General features: G+C 73.8%; 14 protein-coding genes. 11 read left to right on the forward strand and 3 right to left on the reverse strand.

The genetic code is table 11. The features are described 5' to 3' along the window. Nucleotides 1–6: 6 nt before the first annotated feature. Genes ACWCSD_RS02885 through ACWCSD_RS02895 form a run of 3 tightly spaced genes read left to right on the forward strand, consistent with a single transcriptional unit; the run spans nucleotide 7 to nucleotide 2,206 of the window. Nucleotides 7–762 (forward strand): LamB/YcsF family protein, encoded by a 756-nt coding sequence (locus ACWCSD_RS02885; RefSeq protein WP_387663619.1) that lies wholly within the window; start codon nucleotides 7–9, stop codon nucleotides 760–762. After that, complete coding sequence (locus tag ACWCSD_RS02890; RefSeq protein ID WP_397163260.1) at nucleotides 759–1,376, forward strand: allophanate hydrolase subunit 1; 618 nt, start codon at nucleotides 759–761, stop codon at nucleotides 1,374–1,376. The genes ACWCSD_RS02885 and ACWCSD_RS02890 overlap by 4 nt, the downstream gene beginning before the upstream one ends. Continuing rightward, the gene (locus tag ACWCSD_RS02895; protein ID WP_397163258.1) at nucleotides 1,373–2,206 is read left to right on the forward strand and encodes a biotin-dependent carboxyltransferase family protein; all 834 of its coding nucleotides are present in this window, start codon (nucleotides 1,373–1,375) and stop codon (nucleotides 2,204–2,206) included. The genes ACWCSD_RS02890 and ACWCSD_RS02895 overlap by 4 nt, the downstream gene beginning before the upstream one ends. Here ACWCSD_RS02895 and ACWCSD_RS02900 read toward each other — a convergent pair. Beyond that, nucleotides 2,184–2,999 carry a PhzF family phenazine biosynthesis protein gene (locus ACWCSD_RS02900; RefSeq protein WP_397163256.1) on the reverse strand — a complete coding sequence of 272 codons (816 nt, stop codon included), beginning with the start codon at nucleotides 2,997–2,999 and terminating at the stop codon, nucleotides 2,184–2,186. The genes ACWCSD_RS02895 and ACWCSD_RS02900 overlap by 23 nt on opposite strands. 59 nt (nucleotides 3,000–3,058) lie before the next feature. Here ACWCSD_RS02900 and sthA point away from each other — a divergent pair, with 59 nt between their 5' ends. Together sthA and ACWCSD_RS02910 are read left to right on the forward strand one after the other, a co-directional pair. Continuing rightward, the gene (sthA, locus tag ACWCSD_RS02905; protein WP_358284239.1) at nucleotides 3,059–4,462 is read left to right on the forward strand and encodes a Si-specific NAD(P)(+) transhydrogenase; all 1,404 of its coding nucleotides are present in this window, start codon (nucleotides 3,059–3,061) and stop codon (nucleotides 4,460–4,462) included. Between the two features lie 38 nt (nucleotides 4,463–4,500). Further along, a complete protein-coding gene (locus ACWCSD_RS02910; protein ID WP_397163254.1) occupies nucleotides 4,501–5,439 on the forward strand; it encodes a DMT family transporter in 939 nt (312 codons plus the stop codon). Here ACWCSD_RS02910 and ACWCSD_RS02915 read toward each other — a convergent pair. Together ACWCSD_RS02915 and ACWCSD_RS02920 are read right to left on the reverse strand one after the other, a co-directional pair. Beyond that, nucleotides 5,425–6,204: a DoxX family membrane protein gene (locus tag ACWCSD_RS02915; RefSeq protein WP_397163253.1), complete on the reverse strand. Its 780-nt coding sequence runs from the start codon at nucleotides 6,202–6,204 to the stop codon at nucleotides 5,425–5,427. The two genes, ACWCSD_RS02910 and ACWCSD_RS02915, sit on opposite strands and share 15 nt — an antisense overlap. Before the next feature lie 35 nt (nucleotides 6,205–6,239). Continuing rightward, the gene (locus tag ACWCSD_RS02920; protein WP_358284233.1) at nucleotides 6,240–7,769 is read right to left on the reverse strand and encodes an MFS transporter; all 1,530 of its coding nucleotides are present in this window, start codon (nucleotides 7,767–7,769) and stop codon (nucleotides 6,240–6,242) included. 246 nt (nucleotides 7,770–8,015) lie between these two features. On the opposite strand from ACWCSD_RS02920, the gene ACWCSD_RS02925 reads away from it, so the two are divergent. The 6 genes from ACWCSD_RS02925 (at nucleotide 8,016) to ACWCSD_RS02950 (ending at nucleotide 17,073) form a co-directional block, all read left to right on the forward strand. Beyond that, on the forward strand, nucleotides 8,016–9,755 hold the full coding sequence (locus ACWCSD_RS02925) for a hypothetical protein (protein WP_449912672.1): 1,740 nt from the start codon (nucleotides 8,016–8,018) through the stop codon (nucleotides 9,753–9,755). Between the two features lie 15 nt (nucleotides 9,756–9,770). After that, nucleotides 9,771–10,667 (forward strand): haloalkane dehalogenase, encoded by an 897-nt coding sequence (locus ACWCSD_RS02930; protein ID WP_449912674.1) that lies wholly within the window; start codon nucleotides 9,771–9,773, stop codon nucleotides 10,665–10,667. Between the two features lie 64 nt (nucleotides 10,668–10,731). Next, complete coding sequence (locus ACWCSD_RS02935) at nucleotides 10,732–13,080, forward strand: AAA family ATPase (RefSeq protein ID WP_397163247.1); 2,349 nt, start codon at nucleotides 10,732–10,734, stop codon at nucleotides 13,078–13,080. Nucleotides 13,081–13,163: 83 nt separating this feature from the next. Next, nucleotides 13,164–14,147 carry an ABC transporter permease gene (locus ACWCSD_RS02940; RefSeq protein ID WP_358284224.1) on the forward strand — a complete coding sequence of 328 codons (984 nt, stop codon included), beginning with the start codon at nucleotides 13,164–13,166 and terminating at the stop codon, nucleotides 14,145–14,147. After that, entirely contained in the window at nucleotides 14,147–15,046 is a 900-nt protein-coding gene (locus tag ACWCSD_RS02945; protein ID WP_397163246.1) for an ABC transporter permease, read from the forward strand. The genes ACWCSD_RS02940 and ACWCSD_RS02945 overlap by 1 nt, the downstream gene beginning before the upstream one ends. After that, nucleotides 15,043–17,073, forward strand: coding sequence for a dipeptide ABC transporter ATP-binding protein (locus tag ACWCSD_RS02950; RefSeq protein WP_449912678.1), 2,031 nt, complete (start codon nucleotides 15,043–15,045; stop codon nucleotides 17,071–17,073). Before ACWCSD_RS02945 ends, ACWCSD_RS02950 begins: the two co-directional genes overlap by 4 nt. Nucleotides 17,074–17,084: the final 11 nt, after the last annotated feature.

Here is a 17,084-nt window from a genome sequence, read left to right on the forward strand (position 1 = left end):
GGTGGGATGGTGATCGACCTCAACGCCGACCTCGGTGAGGGTTTCGGCATCTGGCGGCTCGGCGACGACCTCGCGCTGCTCGACATCGTCACCAGCGCCAACGTCGCCTGCGGCTTCCACGCGGGCGACCCGGTGACGATCAGGCGCACGTGCGCCGCGGCCGTCGACCGCGGCGTGTCGATCGGCGCCCAGGTGTCCTACCGCGACCTGGCCCACTTCGGCCGCAGGGAGATGGAGGTCGAGCCCGAGGAGCTGTGCGCCGAGGTGCTCTACCAGCTCGCGGCCGTCGACGGCATCGCCAGGGCGATGGGCGGCCGGGTCTCCTACGTCAAGCCGCACGGCGCCCTGTACAACCGGGTCTGCCGCGACGAGGTGCAGGCGGCGGCGGTGATCGACGCGGTCGCCGACTACGACCCGACGCTGCCGGTGCTGACGCTGCCGGTCTCGGTCGTGCACGAGGTGGCCGCGGCGGCGGGCGTCCCGACGGTGAGCGAGGCGTTCGCCGACCGGGCGTACACGGCGGCGGGGGCGCTGGTGCCGCGGCGCGAGGCGGGGGCGGTGATCCACGACGCGGCGGCGGTGACCGCGCGGGCCCGCCGGATGGCCCTGGAGGGCTCTGTGACGGCCGTGGACGGCAGTCCGGTGTCCGTCTCCGCCCGGTCGCTGTGCGTCCACGGAGACACCCCTGACGCCGTCGGGCTGGCCCGTGCCGTGCGCAACGACCTGCTGGCGGCCGGAGTGGTCCTGCAGGCGTTCGCGTGATCCGTCCGGCGGGAGAGCACGCGCTGCTCGTCGAGACCGGGTCGCTGGCGGCCTCCCACCGGCTCGACGCGGCGCTGCGGGCCGAGCGGCCCGAGGGGGTCGTGGAGGTCGTGCCGGGGCCGGAGACCGTGCTGGTGGTGGCGCCGGGCGCCGACCGGGAGCGGTTGCGGGCCAGGCTGACGGCCTTGACGGGATCGGCGCGCGAGGCGGCGGCCGGGGCGGACGCGCCGGCCGGGCCGATGGTGACGATTCCCGTCGTCTATGACGGGGCCGATCTCGATTCCGTCGCGGCGCTGGCCGGGATCTCGGCCGAGGAGGTGGTCGCCCGGCACACCGGGCGCGAGCTGGTGGTCGGGTGGCTGGGGTTCGCCCCGGGGTTCGCCTATCTGACCGGGCTCGACCCCGTGCTGGAGCTGCCCCGGCTGGACACGCCGCGCACGTCGGTGCCGGCCGGCTCGGTGGCGGTCGCGGGGCCGTACTCGGCGGTCTACCCGACGGCCTCGCCCGGCGGGTGGCGGCTGCTGGGGCGCACGGCGACCCGGGTGTGGGACGTGACGGCCGAGCCGCCGTCGTTGTTCCGGCCGGGGATGCGCGTGCGGTTCGAGCGCGCATGATCGAGGTGATCGCGCCCGGCCCTTACGCGACCGTCCAGGATCTGGGGCGGCCGGGCCTGGCCCATCTGGGCGTCCCGCGCTCGGGGGCGGCCGACGCGCCGAGCCTGCGGCTGGCCAACCGGCTGGTGGGCAACCGCGAGGACGCGGCGGGCGTCGAGGTGACGTTCGGGCTGGCGCGGCTGCGGTTCCACGAGGGCGCGTGGGCGGCGCTGACCGGCGCGCCGGCGGAGGCGCGGATGGGGGCGCCGTTCTGGGTGCCGCCGGGGGGCGAGCTGCGGCTGGGTGCGCCGGAGTGGGGGCTGCGCACGTACGTGGCGGTGCGCGGCGGGATCGCGGTCGAGCCGGTGCTGGGCAGCCGGTCCACCGACTCGCTGTCGGGGCTCGGCCCCGAGCCGTTGCGGGCCGGGACGCTGCTGCCGGTGGGCGGGTCCGCCGCCGGGGAGATCTCGGTGGACCTGGCGCCGCCGCCGGGGCCCGCACCCGCCGTGCTGCGGGTGCTCGCCGGGCCGCGGGACGACTGGTTCGTCCCTGGGGCGCTGGAGGCGCTGTGCGGGGGGCCGTACGAGGTGAGCCAGGACAGCAACCGCGTCGGGGTGCGGCTGCGCGGGCCCGGGCTGACGCGGGCCAGGCAGGGCGAGCTGCCGAGCGAGGGCATGGTCACCGGCGCGGTGCAGGTGCCGCCGAGCGGGCAGCCGATCGTGTTCCTCGCCGACCACCCGCCCACGGGCGGCTACCCGGTGATCGCGGTGGTGCGGCAGGCCGACCTGCCGGTCGCCGCGCAGCTGCGGCCCGGCGACGAGGTGCGCTTCACAACGCGACCTGGCCGCTGACGCAGGTGACGACCGACCCGCCGACCCACACGTCCCGATCGTCGGCGGTGATCCGCACGCGCCCGGCGCGGCCGAGCACGGTCCCCTGCCCCGCCGTGTACGGCGCCTTCGCCCGCCCCGTGCGCAGCAGGAACTGCGCCAGGGACGCGTGCAGGCTGCCGGTCACCGGATCCTCGACGTCGGGGGCGAAGACGCGCACCTCGTAGGCGTACGGCGAGCCCTCCGGGCAGGGCCCCGCCACGCCGACCATGTGCTCGATCGCGCCCGGCCGCAGCTCCAGCACCTCCTCGGCGGCGGCGAGCAGGACGACCACCCAGCCGGGCCCGTTGTCGGCCCATTCGACGGCCAGCATGCGCTCGCGTCCGATGCGCAGGGTCTCGGCCAGCCGCTCGGCCAGCTCCTCCTCGACCGGCCCGGACCGCAGCAGCTCGGGCGCGGCGAAGGCGAGCCCGTCCGCGGTCCTGCGCACCCGGATCAGCCCGGCGTCGCACTCCTGGACGATCTCCGCCGCGTCCCGCGGCCGGCCGCCGCTCTCCAGCCAGGCGTGGCAGGTGCCGAGCGTGGGATGCCCGGCGAAGGGCAGCTCGCCGCCCCCGGTGAAGATCCGGACCCGGTAGTCGGCCCCGGGCACGGTCGGGGGCAGCACGAACGTCGTCTCGGACAGGTTCGTCCAGGCGGCGAAGCGCCGCATCTCCTCGGTGTCCAGCCCTTGGCCGTCGAGCACGACCGCGAGCGGGTTGCCGCGATAAGGGACGGAGGTGAACACGTCGACCTGACGGAATGCACGTTGCATACGCGCAGTCTGGCCGACGGGTCTTCCGCCGGTAACCCCGCGCGCTCACACTGGGCGATGTGGCGGACTACGACGTGCTGGTGCTCGGCTCCGGTCCCGGCGGGCAGAAGGCCGCCATCGCGGCGGCGAAGCTGGGCCGGCGCGTCGCCATGGTCGAGAAACGGAACATGATCGGCGGCGTCTGCATCAACACCGGCACGATCCCGTCCAAGACGCTGCGCGAGGCGGTCCTCTACCTCACCGGCCTCAACCAGCGGGAGCTGTACGGCGCCAGCTACCGCGTCAAGGACGAGATCACGGTCGCCGACCTCGGGATGCGCACCCAGCACGTGATCGGCCGCGAGATCCAGGTGATCCGCAGCCAGCTCGGCCGCAACCACGTCACGGTCCTGCCCGGCACCGGACGTTTCCTCGACCCGCACACCATCGGGATCAGCGGCGACGAGGAGCGCAAGGTCACCGCCGACCGGATCGTGATCGCCACCGGCACCTCCCCCGCCCGCCCGGACAGCGTGCAGTTCGACGAGCGCACGGTCATCGACTCCGACGCGATCCTGCACCTGGACCGGGTGCCCGAGACCATGGTCGTGGTCGGCGCCGGGGTCATCGGCATCGAGTACGCCTCCATGTTCGCCGCCCTCGGCACCAAGGTGACCGTGGTCGAACGGCGCGAGCGCATGCTGGAGTTCTGCGACCTGGAGATCGTCGAGGCGCTCAAGTACCACCTGCGCGACCTGGCGGTGACCTTCCGCTTCGGCGAGCACGTCGCCGCCGTCGAACGCCGCCCGCGCGGCGCGCTGACCCTGCTGGAGAGCGGCAAGCGCATCCCCGCCGACTGCGTCATGTACTCGGCCGGACGCCAGGGCAGGACGGCCGAGCTGAACCTGGAGGCCGCCGGGCTGGCCGCCGACGACCGCGGCCGGATCCGGGTGGACGAGCACTACGCCACGGCCGTGCCGCACATCTACGCGGTCGGCGACGTGATCGGCTTCCCGGCGCTGGCCGCCACCTCGATGGAGCAGGGCCGGGTGGCCGCCCAGCACGCCTGCGGCGAACCCGTGGCGGAGCTGCGGGAGCTGCCGCCCATCGGCATCTACACGATCCCCGAGATCAGCTTCGTCGGGAGGTCGGAGGACGAGCTGACCCGCGACCGGATCCCGTTCGAGGTGGGCATCTCGCGCTACCGGGAGCTGGCCAGGGGGCAGATCATCGGCGACTCGTACGGGATGCTCAAGCTGCTGGTCTCCTCGGAGGACCGGCGGCTGCTCGGCGTGCACGTGTTCGGCACGGGAGCCACCGAGCTGGTGCACATCGGCCAGACCGTGATGGGCTGCGGCGGGACCGTCGACTACCTGGTCAACGCGGTGTTCAACTATCCGACGCTGGCGGAGTCGTACAAGGTGGCGGCGCTGGACGCGATGAACAAGATGCGGGTGGTGGCCCGGCTCACCGCCGACATGTGACTTCTCCCAATTGTCGGTTGTGACCGCTACGCTCCTCGATGGTTCATCTACAGGAGGCGTACGTGCGCAGCGAGGCCACGGGGAGGTGGCTGCCCGCGTTCCTGCTGCTGGCCGCCATCTGGGGCAACAGTTTCTTCTTCATCAAGATCGCCGTCGGCGCGCTGCACCCGCTGCAGGTGTCGTTCGGCCGCATGGCGGTCGGCGCGGCGACCCTGCTGGTCGCGCTCGCGGTGACCAGGCGGCCGCTCCCCCGCGACCCGCGGCTGTGGGGGCACTTCCAGATCGCCTCCGTCGTGCTCACCACGCTGCCCTTCACCCTGTTCGCCTACGGCGAGCAGTACGTCTCCTCCGTTGTCGCCGCGATCTGGAACGCCACCACGCCGCTGTGCACCCTGGCCTTCACGCTGGTGCTGCGCGCCGAGCGGGCGACCGCCGCGCGGGCGGCCGGGCTCGGTCTCGGGTTCGCCGGCGTCATGGTGGTGCTCGGGGTGTGGCAGCCCATGGCGGGCGGGCAGCTCGGCGGCAGCCTGGCCTGCTTCGGGGCGGCGCTGTGCTACGGGGTCGGCGGGGCGTACATGGGGCGCTTCATCACCGGGCGGCGGTCCGAGCCGCCGGTGGTGCTGGCCGCGGGGCAGCTCCTGACCGGCGCGGCCCAGCTCGCGGTGATCACGCTGGTGGCGGGCGTGCCGCTGGTGGACACCGCGGCGCCCGCCGAGGTCTGGTGGAGCCTGCTGGGCCTCGGCGGCCTCGGCACGGGCGTGGCCTACCTGCTGCTGTACCGGGTCCAGGCCCAGGCGGGCGTGACGACGACCTCGACGGTGACGTACCTGCTGCCGGTGTTCGCGGTGGCCTCCGGCGTGCTGCTGCTCGACGAGACGATCACCTGGAACCAGCCGGTGGGCGCGCTGGTCATCCTGCTGGCCATCGCGCTCACCCAGGGCGCGCTGCGCGTGCCCGCGCGCTCAGCCGTCCGCTGAGGGACGGCGTCCGCGGGGCGCGGGCTTCTTGCGGCCCGCCACCAGCGTGTCGCCGGGCACGGGGGCCGGCGCGGGTTCCTCGGTGGCCGGCGGGCCGGCGGGGCGCGTGCGGGTCCGGGGGTGCGGCATGGTGTCGGTCATGGGCGAGGGCGCGTCCCCGGCCTGCTGACCGGCCTCCTCGGGGACGGCGTCCTCGGCCGGTCTCGACCGGCGGGCGGGCGGGACGGCGTCCTCGGCCGGCTTCGACTGACGGGCGGGCGGATCGGCATCCTCGGCCGGTCTCGACTGGCGGGCCGGTGCGTCGGCGTCGCGCAGGGAGGCGATGACCCGGTCGGCCTCGGCGTCGGCGGCGAACTCGTTGGCCGCCTCCGTCTCCCGCCTGCGGATCACCACCATGTGGTCGACCGACAGCCGTCCGGCGCCCACGACGGCGAGCAGGATGGCGGCCGCCCCGAGCAGGATCAGCTCGTTCATGCTGATGGGGTTGAGCGGCGGGGCCACCAGGAAGACGCCCAGCGCCTCGGCGAACAGGATCAGCCCGGTGACGGCGACCCCCAGCCCGGCGATCAGCAGCGCTCCGCCGATCAGCTCGGTGAGCATGGTGACCGTGGCCCACGCGCCAGGAGCGGGCGCGCCCTGCTGGAGGAACTTCGCGCCGGTGGCGGTGAGCCCGTCCTCCAGCTTGGTCCAGCCGTTGGCGAAGAAGATGCCGCCCACGCCGACGCGGGCGACTAAGGCGGCGACATCACGCAGGGCCTGTTTCACGATATTTGTCTGCCCTGTCCGGGGCACGGCACACCTCAATCACGGCTGAGCAGCATGGCCACCGCGACGGCGGTCAGGCCGAGCAGGACGACGCTGACCACCACGGTCGTGTGCAGGGCGTTGACGAAGGCCCAGCGTGCGGCGTCGAGCAGCGCGTCGCCGGTGCTGCCGCCGATCTCGCGGGCGACGTGGGCGGCGCCGGCCAGCGACTGCCTGGCCTGGTCCATGCCGCCCGCCGACACGCCGGGCACGGCGGGCAGGGCGGGCGCGTAGGCGAGCGTGGTGATCGTGCCCAGCACGGCGACGCCGAGGCCCGCGCCCAGTTCGTACGCGGTCTCCTCGATGGCCGCGGCCCCGCCGGCCCGGGACTCGGGCACCGAGGACATGATCGTGTCGGAGGCGGCCAGCAGCGCCACCTGCACGCCGAACCCGATGCCCACGAAGCAGACCGCCAGCATCACCGGATGGCCCTCGACGCCCCAGCCCAGCGTGGGCGTCAGGGCCAGCGCGACGAGCCCGAGCCCGCCGCTCATCGTGGCGCGCATGCCGATCCTGGGCAGGATGTGGGCCGCCGCGAGCCCGCCGGTGACGGCCGACAGCACCAGCGGCAACATCCTGACCGCCGCGCGCACCGGGCTGTCGCCCAGCACGAGCTGCAGGTACTGGGCCAGCATGAGCTGGAGCCCGACCAGCGCGAACACGCCCAGCAGCACGCCGGCCACGCCGGTGGTGAACTCCCGCCGCCGGAACAGGGCCAGCTCCAGCAGCGGCGCCGGCAGACGGGACTGGCGGCGGACGAACGCGACCAGCAGCCCCGCGCCGCCGAGGAAGACCAGCACCGAGGCCCAGAACGGCAGCAGGGTCCCCGACCCGGCCTCCTTCAGCCCGAAGGCCAGGGCGAGCAGGCCGAGCACCGACAACACGGCGCTCGTCGCGTCCCAAGGACGTTCCCTGCGCAGCGGCGACTCCGGCAGCAGCCGGACGGCCAGCGGCAGCAGCACCAGCAGGATCGGCACGTTGATCAGGAAGACCGCGCCCCACCAGAGGCCGACCAGCACGCCGCCGATCAGCGGGCCCACCGCCGCCCCTGCCGCGGCGACCGCGCTCCAGACGCCGAGCGCGACGGCCCGCTCGCGCCGGTCGGTGAACACCTGGCGGATCAGCGAGAGCGTGGCCGGCATGATCATGGCGCCGCCGACGCCGAGCAGCGCCCTGGCCAGGATCAGGGTCAGCGGCGTGGGCGCGAACGCCGCTCCCGCCGAGGCCACGCCGAACAGCACGAAACCGCCCAGGACCAGCCGCTTGCGGCCGTAGCGGTCGCCGAGCGTGCCGAACACGATGAGCAGCGGCGCGACGACGAGCGAATAGCTGTCGATGATCCACAGCAGCTCGACGGAGGACGGTTCGAGCGCGGCCGTGAGCGCGGGCACCGCGATGTGCAGGACGGTGGCGTCGACCGTGATCAGCAGCAGGCTCAGGCAGAGCAGCACGAGGACGGCCCAGCGGTTGTCCCGTCGCGGGCGATCGGCACGCCGTACGAGGGGTGCGGCCTGGGTGACGGTCATGGGCCTCCTTGCAGGCCGATCCGGTCACCAGGGCCTGCACGTGCAGAACGGTCGAAAGCGGGGGAACTCACGGGGGGCGGTCTCGCGCCCTCTCCTGCCGCGGCTCTCCACTCCGGCTTGCGTGGCAGCTTAGGCCATGCCAGGCGCTCGGCATAGCGGTATGGGCCGATCCGCGAGGCCCCCCACCTCTCTAGTGAGATACAGCCATATGTCCGGATCTACCCAACCTCCATCCGTCACCCGATCATGGGAGCCGTGGGGAACGCTGGAAGTGCCGGTAAAGATGATATTTCCGATAAGTCCTCACGCGAGTGGTGCACCGAGGCCCTGACCAGGCTGAACGCGGGCCGTCCCGAATCGGCGCTGGAGGCCGCGCGCCGGGCGGCCGACCTCGACCCCGGCGACGAATGGGCCTGCCGCCTCATCAGCCTGGCCCACGAGCGCCAGGGCCGCGACGCCGACGCCCTCCCCCCGGCAGAACGCGCGGTGGACCTCGCGCCCGGCTCCTGGTCGGCCCGCCTGCGCCTGGCCGCGATCTCCCGCCGGATCCCCGGCCGCTGGCCCGCGGCGGTCGCCGACGCCGCGCTGGCCGCGCGGTTCGCCCCCGAGGAGGCCGACCCCGAGGTCCTGCTCGGCGACCTGGCGCTGCTGCGCGGCGACCATCCGCGGGCCGGGCGGGCCTACCGCGCCGCGCTCGCCACGGCTCCGGCCCATCCGCAGGCCCGCGTGAACCTGGCCCTGTGCCTGCTGCGCTGGGACCGTCCGCGCCCGCACCACGATCCCGCCTGGCCGGTCGACCCGCGCCAGACGGGACGGGCCAGGCGGGCGCTGGAGGTGTGGGCGCGCCAGGCCCGGCTGCTGCTCGCCCTGGCCACGATCGCCGTCACGGCGGCCGCGCTGGCCCTCGACTCCGCGGGGTGGGCCCGGTGGTGCGGGTTCGCCGCGCTGGCCGCGCTGGTGCCGCTGACGGTCCGGCAGGCGCGGCGGGTGGGGGTCTGGGCGTACGTGCCGGCCATGGCCGGGCGCGATCCCTGGCTGGGCGCGGCCGTGGTGTCGGCCGGGTTGTCGGTGCCGGCGTTCGCGGGGTGGCTGCTGCTGGGCGCGGCGCACGCGGCGCCGTCCTGGCGGGATCCGGTCTGGGCGGGGCTGGCCGGGATCGTGGTGCTGATGTGGCCGGCGCTGACGGTCGTCCGGGTGCTGGCGGAGTCGTGGCGGGGGCGGCCGATGCCCGCGCTGGCCGAGCTGGCCCGCGTCACGGGCGAGCGCACGGCGGCCAGGAACGCCGGCGTGACGTTGTGGATCGTCCTCATCAGGACCTGGTCGGTGCTGGTGCCGCTGGTCGGCGGGGCGCTGGCGGTCGAGCCGCGGGCCGCGGTGGCGGCGGTGGCGGTGCCGTTCCCGATGGTGCGGGCCTGGCTGCGGGCCCGCCGCGGGGGCGACGGCTGGCTGCTGGCGGCGGGCGGGCTGGTGGCGCTCGCCGCCCTGGGCTGCGCCGTCGGCGGCGCGCTGGGGTCGGCCTGGGGCTGGCGGGCGGGGGTGGGCGCGCTCGCCGCGGCGATGACGGTGTTCGCGGCCCGCGCCCTGCGCGCGTGGTGGCGCGGCGCGCCGGGGCCCTGGCGGGCCTCGCTCGTCATGTGCGACCTGCCCATGGGCGGCGCGCCCTCGGTGGTCCTGACCTCGGAGGCACGCCAGGCGTTCTCCTACGCCAGGAGCCTCGTCCTGTCCTACGGCGACCCCGCGGGCCCCCGGGTCGTGGGCGCGGCCGGGTCCGTCACCTCCTCCGGCGAGCTGCGGCTGATCGCCGGGCCCGAGGCGTGGGAGGGCGTGGCGGCCGACCCGCGCGTCGCGGTGTTCGCGGCCGACCCGTTGCAGCGGCGGTTCTGGGTGGAGGTGCGCGGCATCGCCCTGGCCGGTCCGGACGTGCTGCGCGTCACCCCCAAGCAGGTGCTCGTCGGCGAGTTCCCCGGCAGGCACCAGCGACGGTGAATAGAGTTTTGTTCTATGCGGACCCTGCGCACCCCCGAAGAGCGTTTCGCGAACCTGCCCGACTTCCCCTACGAGCCCCGCCACGCCGACCTGCCGGACGGCCCGCGCATGGCCTACGTCGAGGCCGGCCCCGCGGACGGCGAGCCGGTCGTCCTGCTGCACGGCGAGCCGAGCTGGTCCTTCCTCTACCGCCACGTCATGCGCGAGCTGGCCGCGGCCGGGCTGCGCGCGATCGCCCCCGACCTGATCGGCTTCGGCCGCTCGGACAAACCCGTGGACCCCGCCGACCACACCTACGCCAGGCACGTCGAGTGGACCCGCGCGCTGCTGTTCGACGCGCTGGCCCTGGACCGCGTCACCGTCGTCGGCCAGGACTGGGGCGGCCTGATCGGGCTTCGGATCGCCGCCGAGCACCCCGAGCGCGTGGCCAGGATCGTGGCCGCCAACACGGGGTTGCCCTCGGGTGACATTCCCATGCCCGACGTCTGGCACCGCTTCAGGGACACCGTCGCCGGCGCCCCCACGCTGGACATCGCCCGGCTGGTCCAGGCGGGCTGCCGGACGCGCCTCAGCGACGAGGTGCGGGCGGCCTACGACGCGCCGTTCCCGGACGAGTCGTACAAAGCGGGCCCGCGTGCCCTGCCCGAGCTCGTGCCGATCACGCCCGACGACCCCGCCGCGCCCGCCAACCGCGCTGCCTGGCAGATCCTCACCACGCTCGACCGCCCGTTCCTGGTGGCCTTCTCCGACGGCGACCCCATCACCGGCGGCATGGCGCCCATCATGCTCAAGGCCGTCGCGGGCACGGCCGGGCTGTCCCATCCGGTGATCGCCGGCGCCGGCCACTTCCTCCAGGAGGACGCCGGCACCGAACTCGGACGGCGGATCGCCCTTTTCGTGACCTCCACCTAGCGTGTCAGGCCCGCCCAATCGTCGGTCGGGTGCGGTATAACCGGGGGCGGACCGGGGAGGCGTGATGCGTGAGTCCGACAGGGCCCAGGCCGCGGGGCGGGCCGCGGCGCGGGATCTGTTCGAGCAGGTGAGACTGCGTTATTTCCAGATTCCCCCCGCCGTGCGCCGGGTGCTCTACGCCGTCCTGCTCATCGTCGTCATGGGCGTGGGCGCGGCGCTCGGCTGGGATCTGCTGAAGACGTTCCCCCTCGTCCTGATGGCGCTCGCCTTCGTGGCGCTGACCATGCGCTTCCCGCGGGCCGCCGCGACCGCGCTGGTCGTGGCCGGCTGGGTGGTGCTGGCGCTGCCGCTGTTCTCCTGGCGCTTCCCCCCGGGCTCCATGGCGCTGCACGCGATGGTCGCGCTGGCCCTGCCCGTGGCCGCCGCCGCCCACCTCATCCGCTGGGTCACGCCGTGGGTGACCACGCTGGCCGCGCTCGTGCCGGCCGGGGTGCTGGCCTTCGGGCTCTCCTTCGTGTCGGCCGCCGTCGCGCTCTGGGGCGCCTGCCTGGCGGCCGTCGTCGTGCTGGTCCACCGGTTCCTCCAGGCGCGGCGGGCCAAGGCCGAGCTGTCCGCCGAGGAGCAGCAGGTGCGCGTGCGCGCCCGCGAGGGCCGGCCCGAGCCGCAGGCCGACAAGGCGGGCGCGCCGCCGCAGATCTCCGTCGAGGAGGCGCTGGCCGAGCTGGAGGGCATGATCGGGCTGGCGCCGGTCAAGGAGCAGGTCCGCTCGATCGCCGCCTCCATCGAGGCCACCCGGCTGCGGGCCGAGGCCGGCTACACCGCCGAACGCCCGACCAGGCACTTCGTCTTCGTCGGCCCGCCGGGCACCGGCAAGACCAGCGTGGCCCGCGCGCTGGCCAAGATCTTCTACGCGTTCGGCCTGCTGGAGACCCCTTACGTGGTCGAGGCGCAGCGGGCCGACCTGGTGGGCGAGTTCCTCGGCGCGACCGCGATCAAGACCAACGAGCTGGTCGACCGGGCGCTCGGCGGCGTGCTGTTCGTCGACGAGGCCTACAGCCTGGTCAACTCCTCCGACGGCCAGCCCGACAGGTTCGGCGCCGAGGCCGTCCAGACCCTGCTCAAACGGGCCGAGGACGACCGCGAGCGCCTGATCATCATCCTGGCCGGCTACGAGCAGGAGATGGCCTCGTTCCTGTCCAGCAACCCGGGCCTGGCCAGCAGGTTCGCCACCCGGGTGCGCTTCCCCAGCTACTCCGCCCCCGAGCTGGCCGAGATCACCGAGGTGCTCCAGCGGCGCAGGGGCGACACGATGGCCCCCGACGCCAGGCGCGCCCTGCTCGGCCTCTACGAGGACGTCCAGCGGCGCGGCCTGGTCGACGAGCTGGGCAACGCCCGCTTCGTGCGCAGCCTGGTCGAGGCCGCCGCGCAGGCCAGAGACGTGCGCGTGGTGGGCGCCGGCGGCACCCCGACCACCCACGACCTGGTGACCACCACCACGCCCGACGTGACCAAGGCGTTCGAGGAGCTGACCGCCCGCTTCCGCGGCTACGTGGCCACGCCCACGCTGGAGGAGGCGCTGGCCGACCTCGACGCGATGGCCGGTCTTGAGCCGGTCAAGCGGCAGGTGCACGCCATCGCCGCCCAGCTCCAGGTGGCCCGCATGCGGCAGGAGCGCGGGCTGCCCACGCCGCCCCAGATGCGGCACTTCGTCTTCGCCGGGCCGCCCGGCACCGGCAAGACCACCGTCGCGCGGGTGCTCGGCCGCGTCTTCGCCGCGCTCGGCCTGCTGGCCAGGCCCGACGTCGTCGAGGCCCACCGGGCCGACCTGGTCGGCCAGCACCTCGGCGCGACCGCGATCAAGACCAACGAGCTGGTCGACCGGGCGCTCGGCGGCGTGCTGTTCATCGACGAGGCCTACAGCCTGGTCAACCCCGGTTACGCGGGCGGCGACGCCTTCGGCTCCGAGGCCGTCCAGACGCTGCTCAAACGGGCCGAGGACGACCGCGACCGGCTGGTCATCGTGCTGGCCGGCTACTCGCGCGAGATGGACTCCTTCCTGGCCACCAACCCGGGCCTGGCCAGCCGGTTCAACCAGCGCGTGGCCTTCCCCAGCTACTCGCCGCGCGAGCTGTCGCAGATCGCGGTGCTGCTGGCCGGCAAGGCCGGCGACAGCTTCGACGAGCAGGCCCTGCGCGACCTCGACGAGGTGTTCGCCTGGGTGTGCGAGGAACGGCTGATCGACGGCCTGGGCAACGGCCGCTTCGCCCGCTCGTTGTTCGAACGGGCCGCGATGCGCCGTGACGTGCGCCTGGCCGCCCACGCGTCGGGCGGCGGGTCGGCCAGCGCCGCCGACCTCACGACGATCACCAGCGACGACGTGCGCACCGCCGTGGACGAACTTTCCGGACGTTAACCCCTCTTTGGCATTTCCCCGCGCCACGATGCTGCTGCGTGTAGCAGTATGACTACCTATCGTGCGCGTCCGGGAGGGGGACGATGGCGGGGTTCCTGGCCCGCAGGCTGCTCAACTACGTGGTGCTGGTCGGCGTGGCCGCGAGTCTGGCGTACCTGCTGGCCGCCGGGGCGCTCGACCCGCGTTCCAACTACGCCGACCGCACCCCGAAACCGCCGCCCGCCGTCGTCGACGCCCAGCTCACCGCGCTCAACCTCAACGACAAGACCCCGCTGCTGCAGCGCTACGCCACCTGGGCCGCGGGCGTGCTGCACGGCGACTTCGGCAAGACCGTCACCGGCTCGCCCGTGAACGAGGACCTTCGGCGGCGGATGGGGGTCACGTTCCGGCTGGTCATCCTGGGGCTGCTGTTCGGAAGCCTGCTGGGGGTGCTGGTGGGCGCGTACGCGGCGGTGCGGCAGTACGGCTGGTTCGACCGGCTCTCCACGGGCCTGTCGTTCGTCGTGCTCGCGGTGCCGGTCGTGGTGCTGGCCAACATGCTGATCCTGGCCGGCGCCTGGGCCAACGACAACCTCTTCGGCCGCCAGGTGCTGCTGGTCAGCGGCGAGTACAGCGCCGGCCTGCAGACCGGGTTCTGGGGCTACGTGCTCGACCGGGTGCAACACCTGATCCTGCCGACGATCTCGCTGTCCGTCGGCCTGGTCGCGGTCTTCAGCCGCTACCAGCGCAACATGATGCTCGACGTGCTCGGCGCCGACTTCGTCCGCACGGCCAGGGCCAAGGGGCTGAGCAGGGGCCGGGCGCTGACCCGCCACGCGCTGCGCACCGCGCTGATCCCGGTGGCCACCTACTTCGCCTTCACGTTCGGCACCCTGCTGACCGGGGCCACCTTCACCGAGAAGATCTTCGGCTGGCACGGGCTGGGCGAGCAGCTGATCAACTCGATCTTCACCAACGACGTCAACACCGTGGCGGCGATCTCCTTCCTGGCCGCGGTGGCCGTGTTGTGCGCCGCGCTCGCCTCCGACCTGCTGCACGCCGCGCTCGACCCCAGGGTGCGGGCGTGATGACGCTCTCCGACGAGGAGCTGGCGGAGGAGCTGACCGGCGACCTGGGCCGGGCGCCGTCGCGGCTGCGGGTGGTGGCCGGGCGGTTCTTCCGCTCACCGCAGGGGCTGATCGGGTTCGCGGTGCTGGCGCTGATGTTCCTGCTGGCGTTCGCCGGGCCGCTGTTCAGCCCGTGGTCCTACGCCGACAAGGACTTCACGGCGTTCCTGCAGCCGCCCTCGCCGCGGCACTGGTTCGGAACGCTCCAGACGGGCGCCGACGTCTACGCGGTGACGCTGCGCGGCATGCAGAAGTCGCTGATCGTGGGCCTGCTGGCGGCGCTGGTGTCCACGGCGGTGGCGGCCGTGGTGGGCGCCTTCTCCGGCTACTTCCTGGGCTGGACCGACCGGGCGCTGAGCTGGGTGACCGACCTGCTGCTCGTGCTGCCCGCGTTCCTCATCCTGGCGATCATGTCGCCGCTGTTCGGGGCCGGGCAGTGGGTGCTGTTCGTGGTCATGCTGGCGCTGTTCCTGTGGATGGTGACCTCGAAGATCGTCCGGGGGATGACGATCTCGCTGAAGGAGCGCGAGTACATCCAGGCCGCCCGTTTCATGGGGGTGCCGCCGGTGCGGATCATCTTCCGGCACGTGATCCCCAACCTGTCCTCGCTGCTCATCGTCGACGCCACGCTCAACGTCAGCGCGGCCATCCTGACCGAGACCTCGCTGTCGTACTTCGGGTTCGGCATCCAGCCGCCCGACGTGTCCTTCGGCACGCTGATCGCCGACGGCTCCCGCACGGCGGTCTACGCGCCCTGGACGTTCTGGTTCGTGGCCGGGCTGCTGGTGGTCACCGTGCTGGCGGTCAACCTCATGGGCGACGCGCTGCGCGACGCCTTCGACCCGGCGGCGCGGCGATGAGGCCGGCGGCGAACCCCGTCCTGGAGGTCAGCGACCTGCACGTGTCCTTCGGCGACGTGCGCGCGGTGCGCGGGGTCACCTACTCGGTGAGCCCGGGCGAGGTGCTGGGCATCGTGGGCGAGTCCGGGTCGGGCAAGTCGGTCACCTCGGCCGCGGTCATGGGCCTGCTGCCGCCGAGCGCCCGGGTCACCGGGTCGGTGCGGCTGCACGGCAAGGAGCTGATCGGCGCCTCCGAGCGGGAGCTGACCCGCTTCCGCGGCAAGACCGTGTCGATGGTGTTCCAGGACCCGCTGTCGGCGCTCACGCCCGTCTACCGGGTGGGCGACCAGATCGCCGAGGCCGTCCGCGTCCACCAGCGGGTGAGCAAGGAGAACGCCGCGGTCAAGGCCGTCGAGCTGCTGGAGCTGGTCGGCATCCCGTCGCCGAGCGAGCGGGCGCTCGCCTTCCCGCACGAGTTCTCCGGCGGCATGCGGCAGCGCGTGATGATCGCGATGGCCATCGCCAACGAGCCCGACGTGATCATCTGCGACGAGCCCACCACCGCGCTCGACGTGACCATCCAGGCGCAGGTGCTGGAGGTGCTGAAGAAGGCCCAGCGGAAGACCGGCGCGGCGATCATCATGATCACGCACGACCTCGGCGTGGTGGCCGGCTTCGCCGACCGGGTCCTGGTCATGTACGCCGGGCGCCCGGTCGAGGTGGGCGGCGTCGACGACATCTACTACCGGATGCGCATGCCGTACACGGCGGGGTTGCTGGCCTCGATCCCGCGGGTCGACCGCGGCGGCCGTCAGCCGCTGCTGCCGATCGCCGGGAACCCGCCCTCCCCCGCGGCGCTGCCGCCGGGCTGCCCGTTCGCGCCGCGCTGCCCGCTGAAGATCCACGAGTGCGACGAGGCCGAGCCGCCGCTGTTCGAGGTGGCGACGGGCCACCGGGCGGCGTGCATCCGCTGGGAGATCGTCCGCCCTCAGGGCCCGGGCCGCCACGCGGCCGGGGAGCCCGTCGCCCCCGCGGTGCGCGCCGAGCAGCCGGTGCTGGAGGTCGACGGCCTGGTCAAGGACTACCCGCTGCTCAAGGGGGCGCTGTTCAAGCGCAGGGTCGGCACGGTGCACGCGGTGGCGGGCGTCAGCTTCGACATCCGCCGGGGCGAGACGCTGGGCCTGGTCGGCGAGTCGGGCAGCGGCAAGACCACCACGCTCACCCAGATCCTGGAGCTGGTCCCGCCGCAGGAGGGGCGCGTGGTCGTGCTCGGCCGCGACACCGCCCGGCTGGACGGCGCCGGGCGCACCGCGATCCGGCGGGACATGCAGGTCGTCTTCCAGGACCCGATGGCCTCGCTCGACCCGCGCATGACGGTCTACGACATCCTGGCCGAGCCGCTGCGCACCCACGGCGAGCGCCGGCCGGGCCGGCGGGTGGGCGAGCTGCTCGCCCTGGTGGGCCTCGACCCGGCGCACGCCGCCCGCTACCCCCAGGACTTCTCCGGCGGCCAGCGCCAGCGCATCGGCATCGCCAGGGCGCTGGCGCTGGAGCCCAGGCTGCTGGTGCTGGACGAGCCGGTCTCCGCGCTCGACGTGTCGATCCAGGCCGGGATCATCAACCTGCTCGGCTCGCTGCGGTCCAGGCTCGGGCTGTCGTACCTGTTCGTCGCGCACGACCTGGCGGTGGTGCGGTACATCGCCGACCGGGTGGCGGTCATGTATTTGGGCAGGATCGCCGAGATCGGGCAGGTAGACGCGGTCTACGGGGCTCCGGCGCATCCGTACACGCAGGCTCTGCTGTCGGCGATCCCGCTGCCCGACCCGGCGCGTGAGCGCGTACGCGAGCGCATCCTGCTCGAAGGCGACCTGCCCAGCCCGGCCCACCCTCCGACCGGCTGCCGCTTCCGCACCCGCTGCCCGAAGTTCCGCTCGGTGCTCACCCACGACGAGCGCGCGCTCTGCGTGGACGTCGAGCCCGAGGTGCTGCCGGTGGGCGACGACCAGGGCGCGGCCTGCCATTACGCCGAGAGGCTCGACGTCGTCTAGATCAGGAGGAA

The sequence above is a fragment of the Nonomuraea sp. NPDC001684 genome, assembly GCF_053596515.1.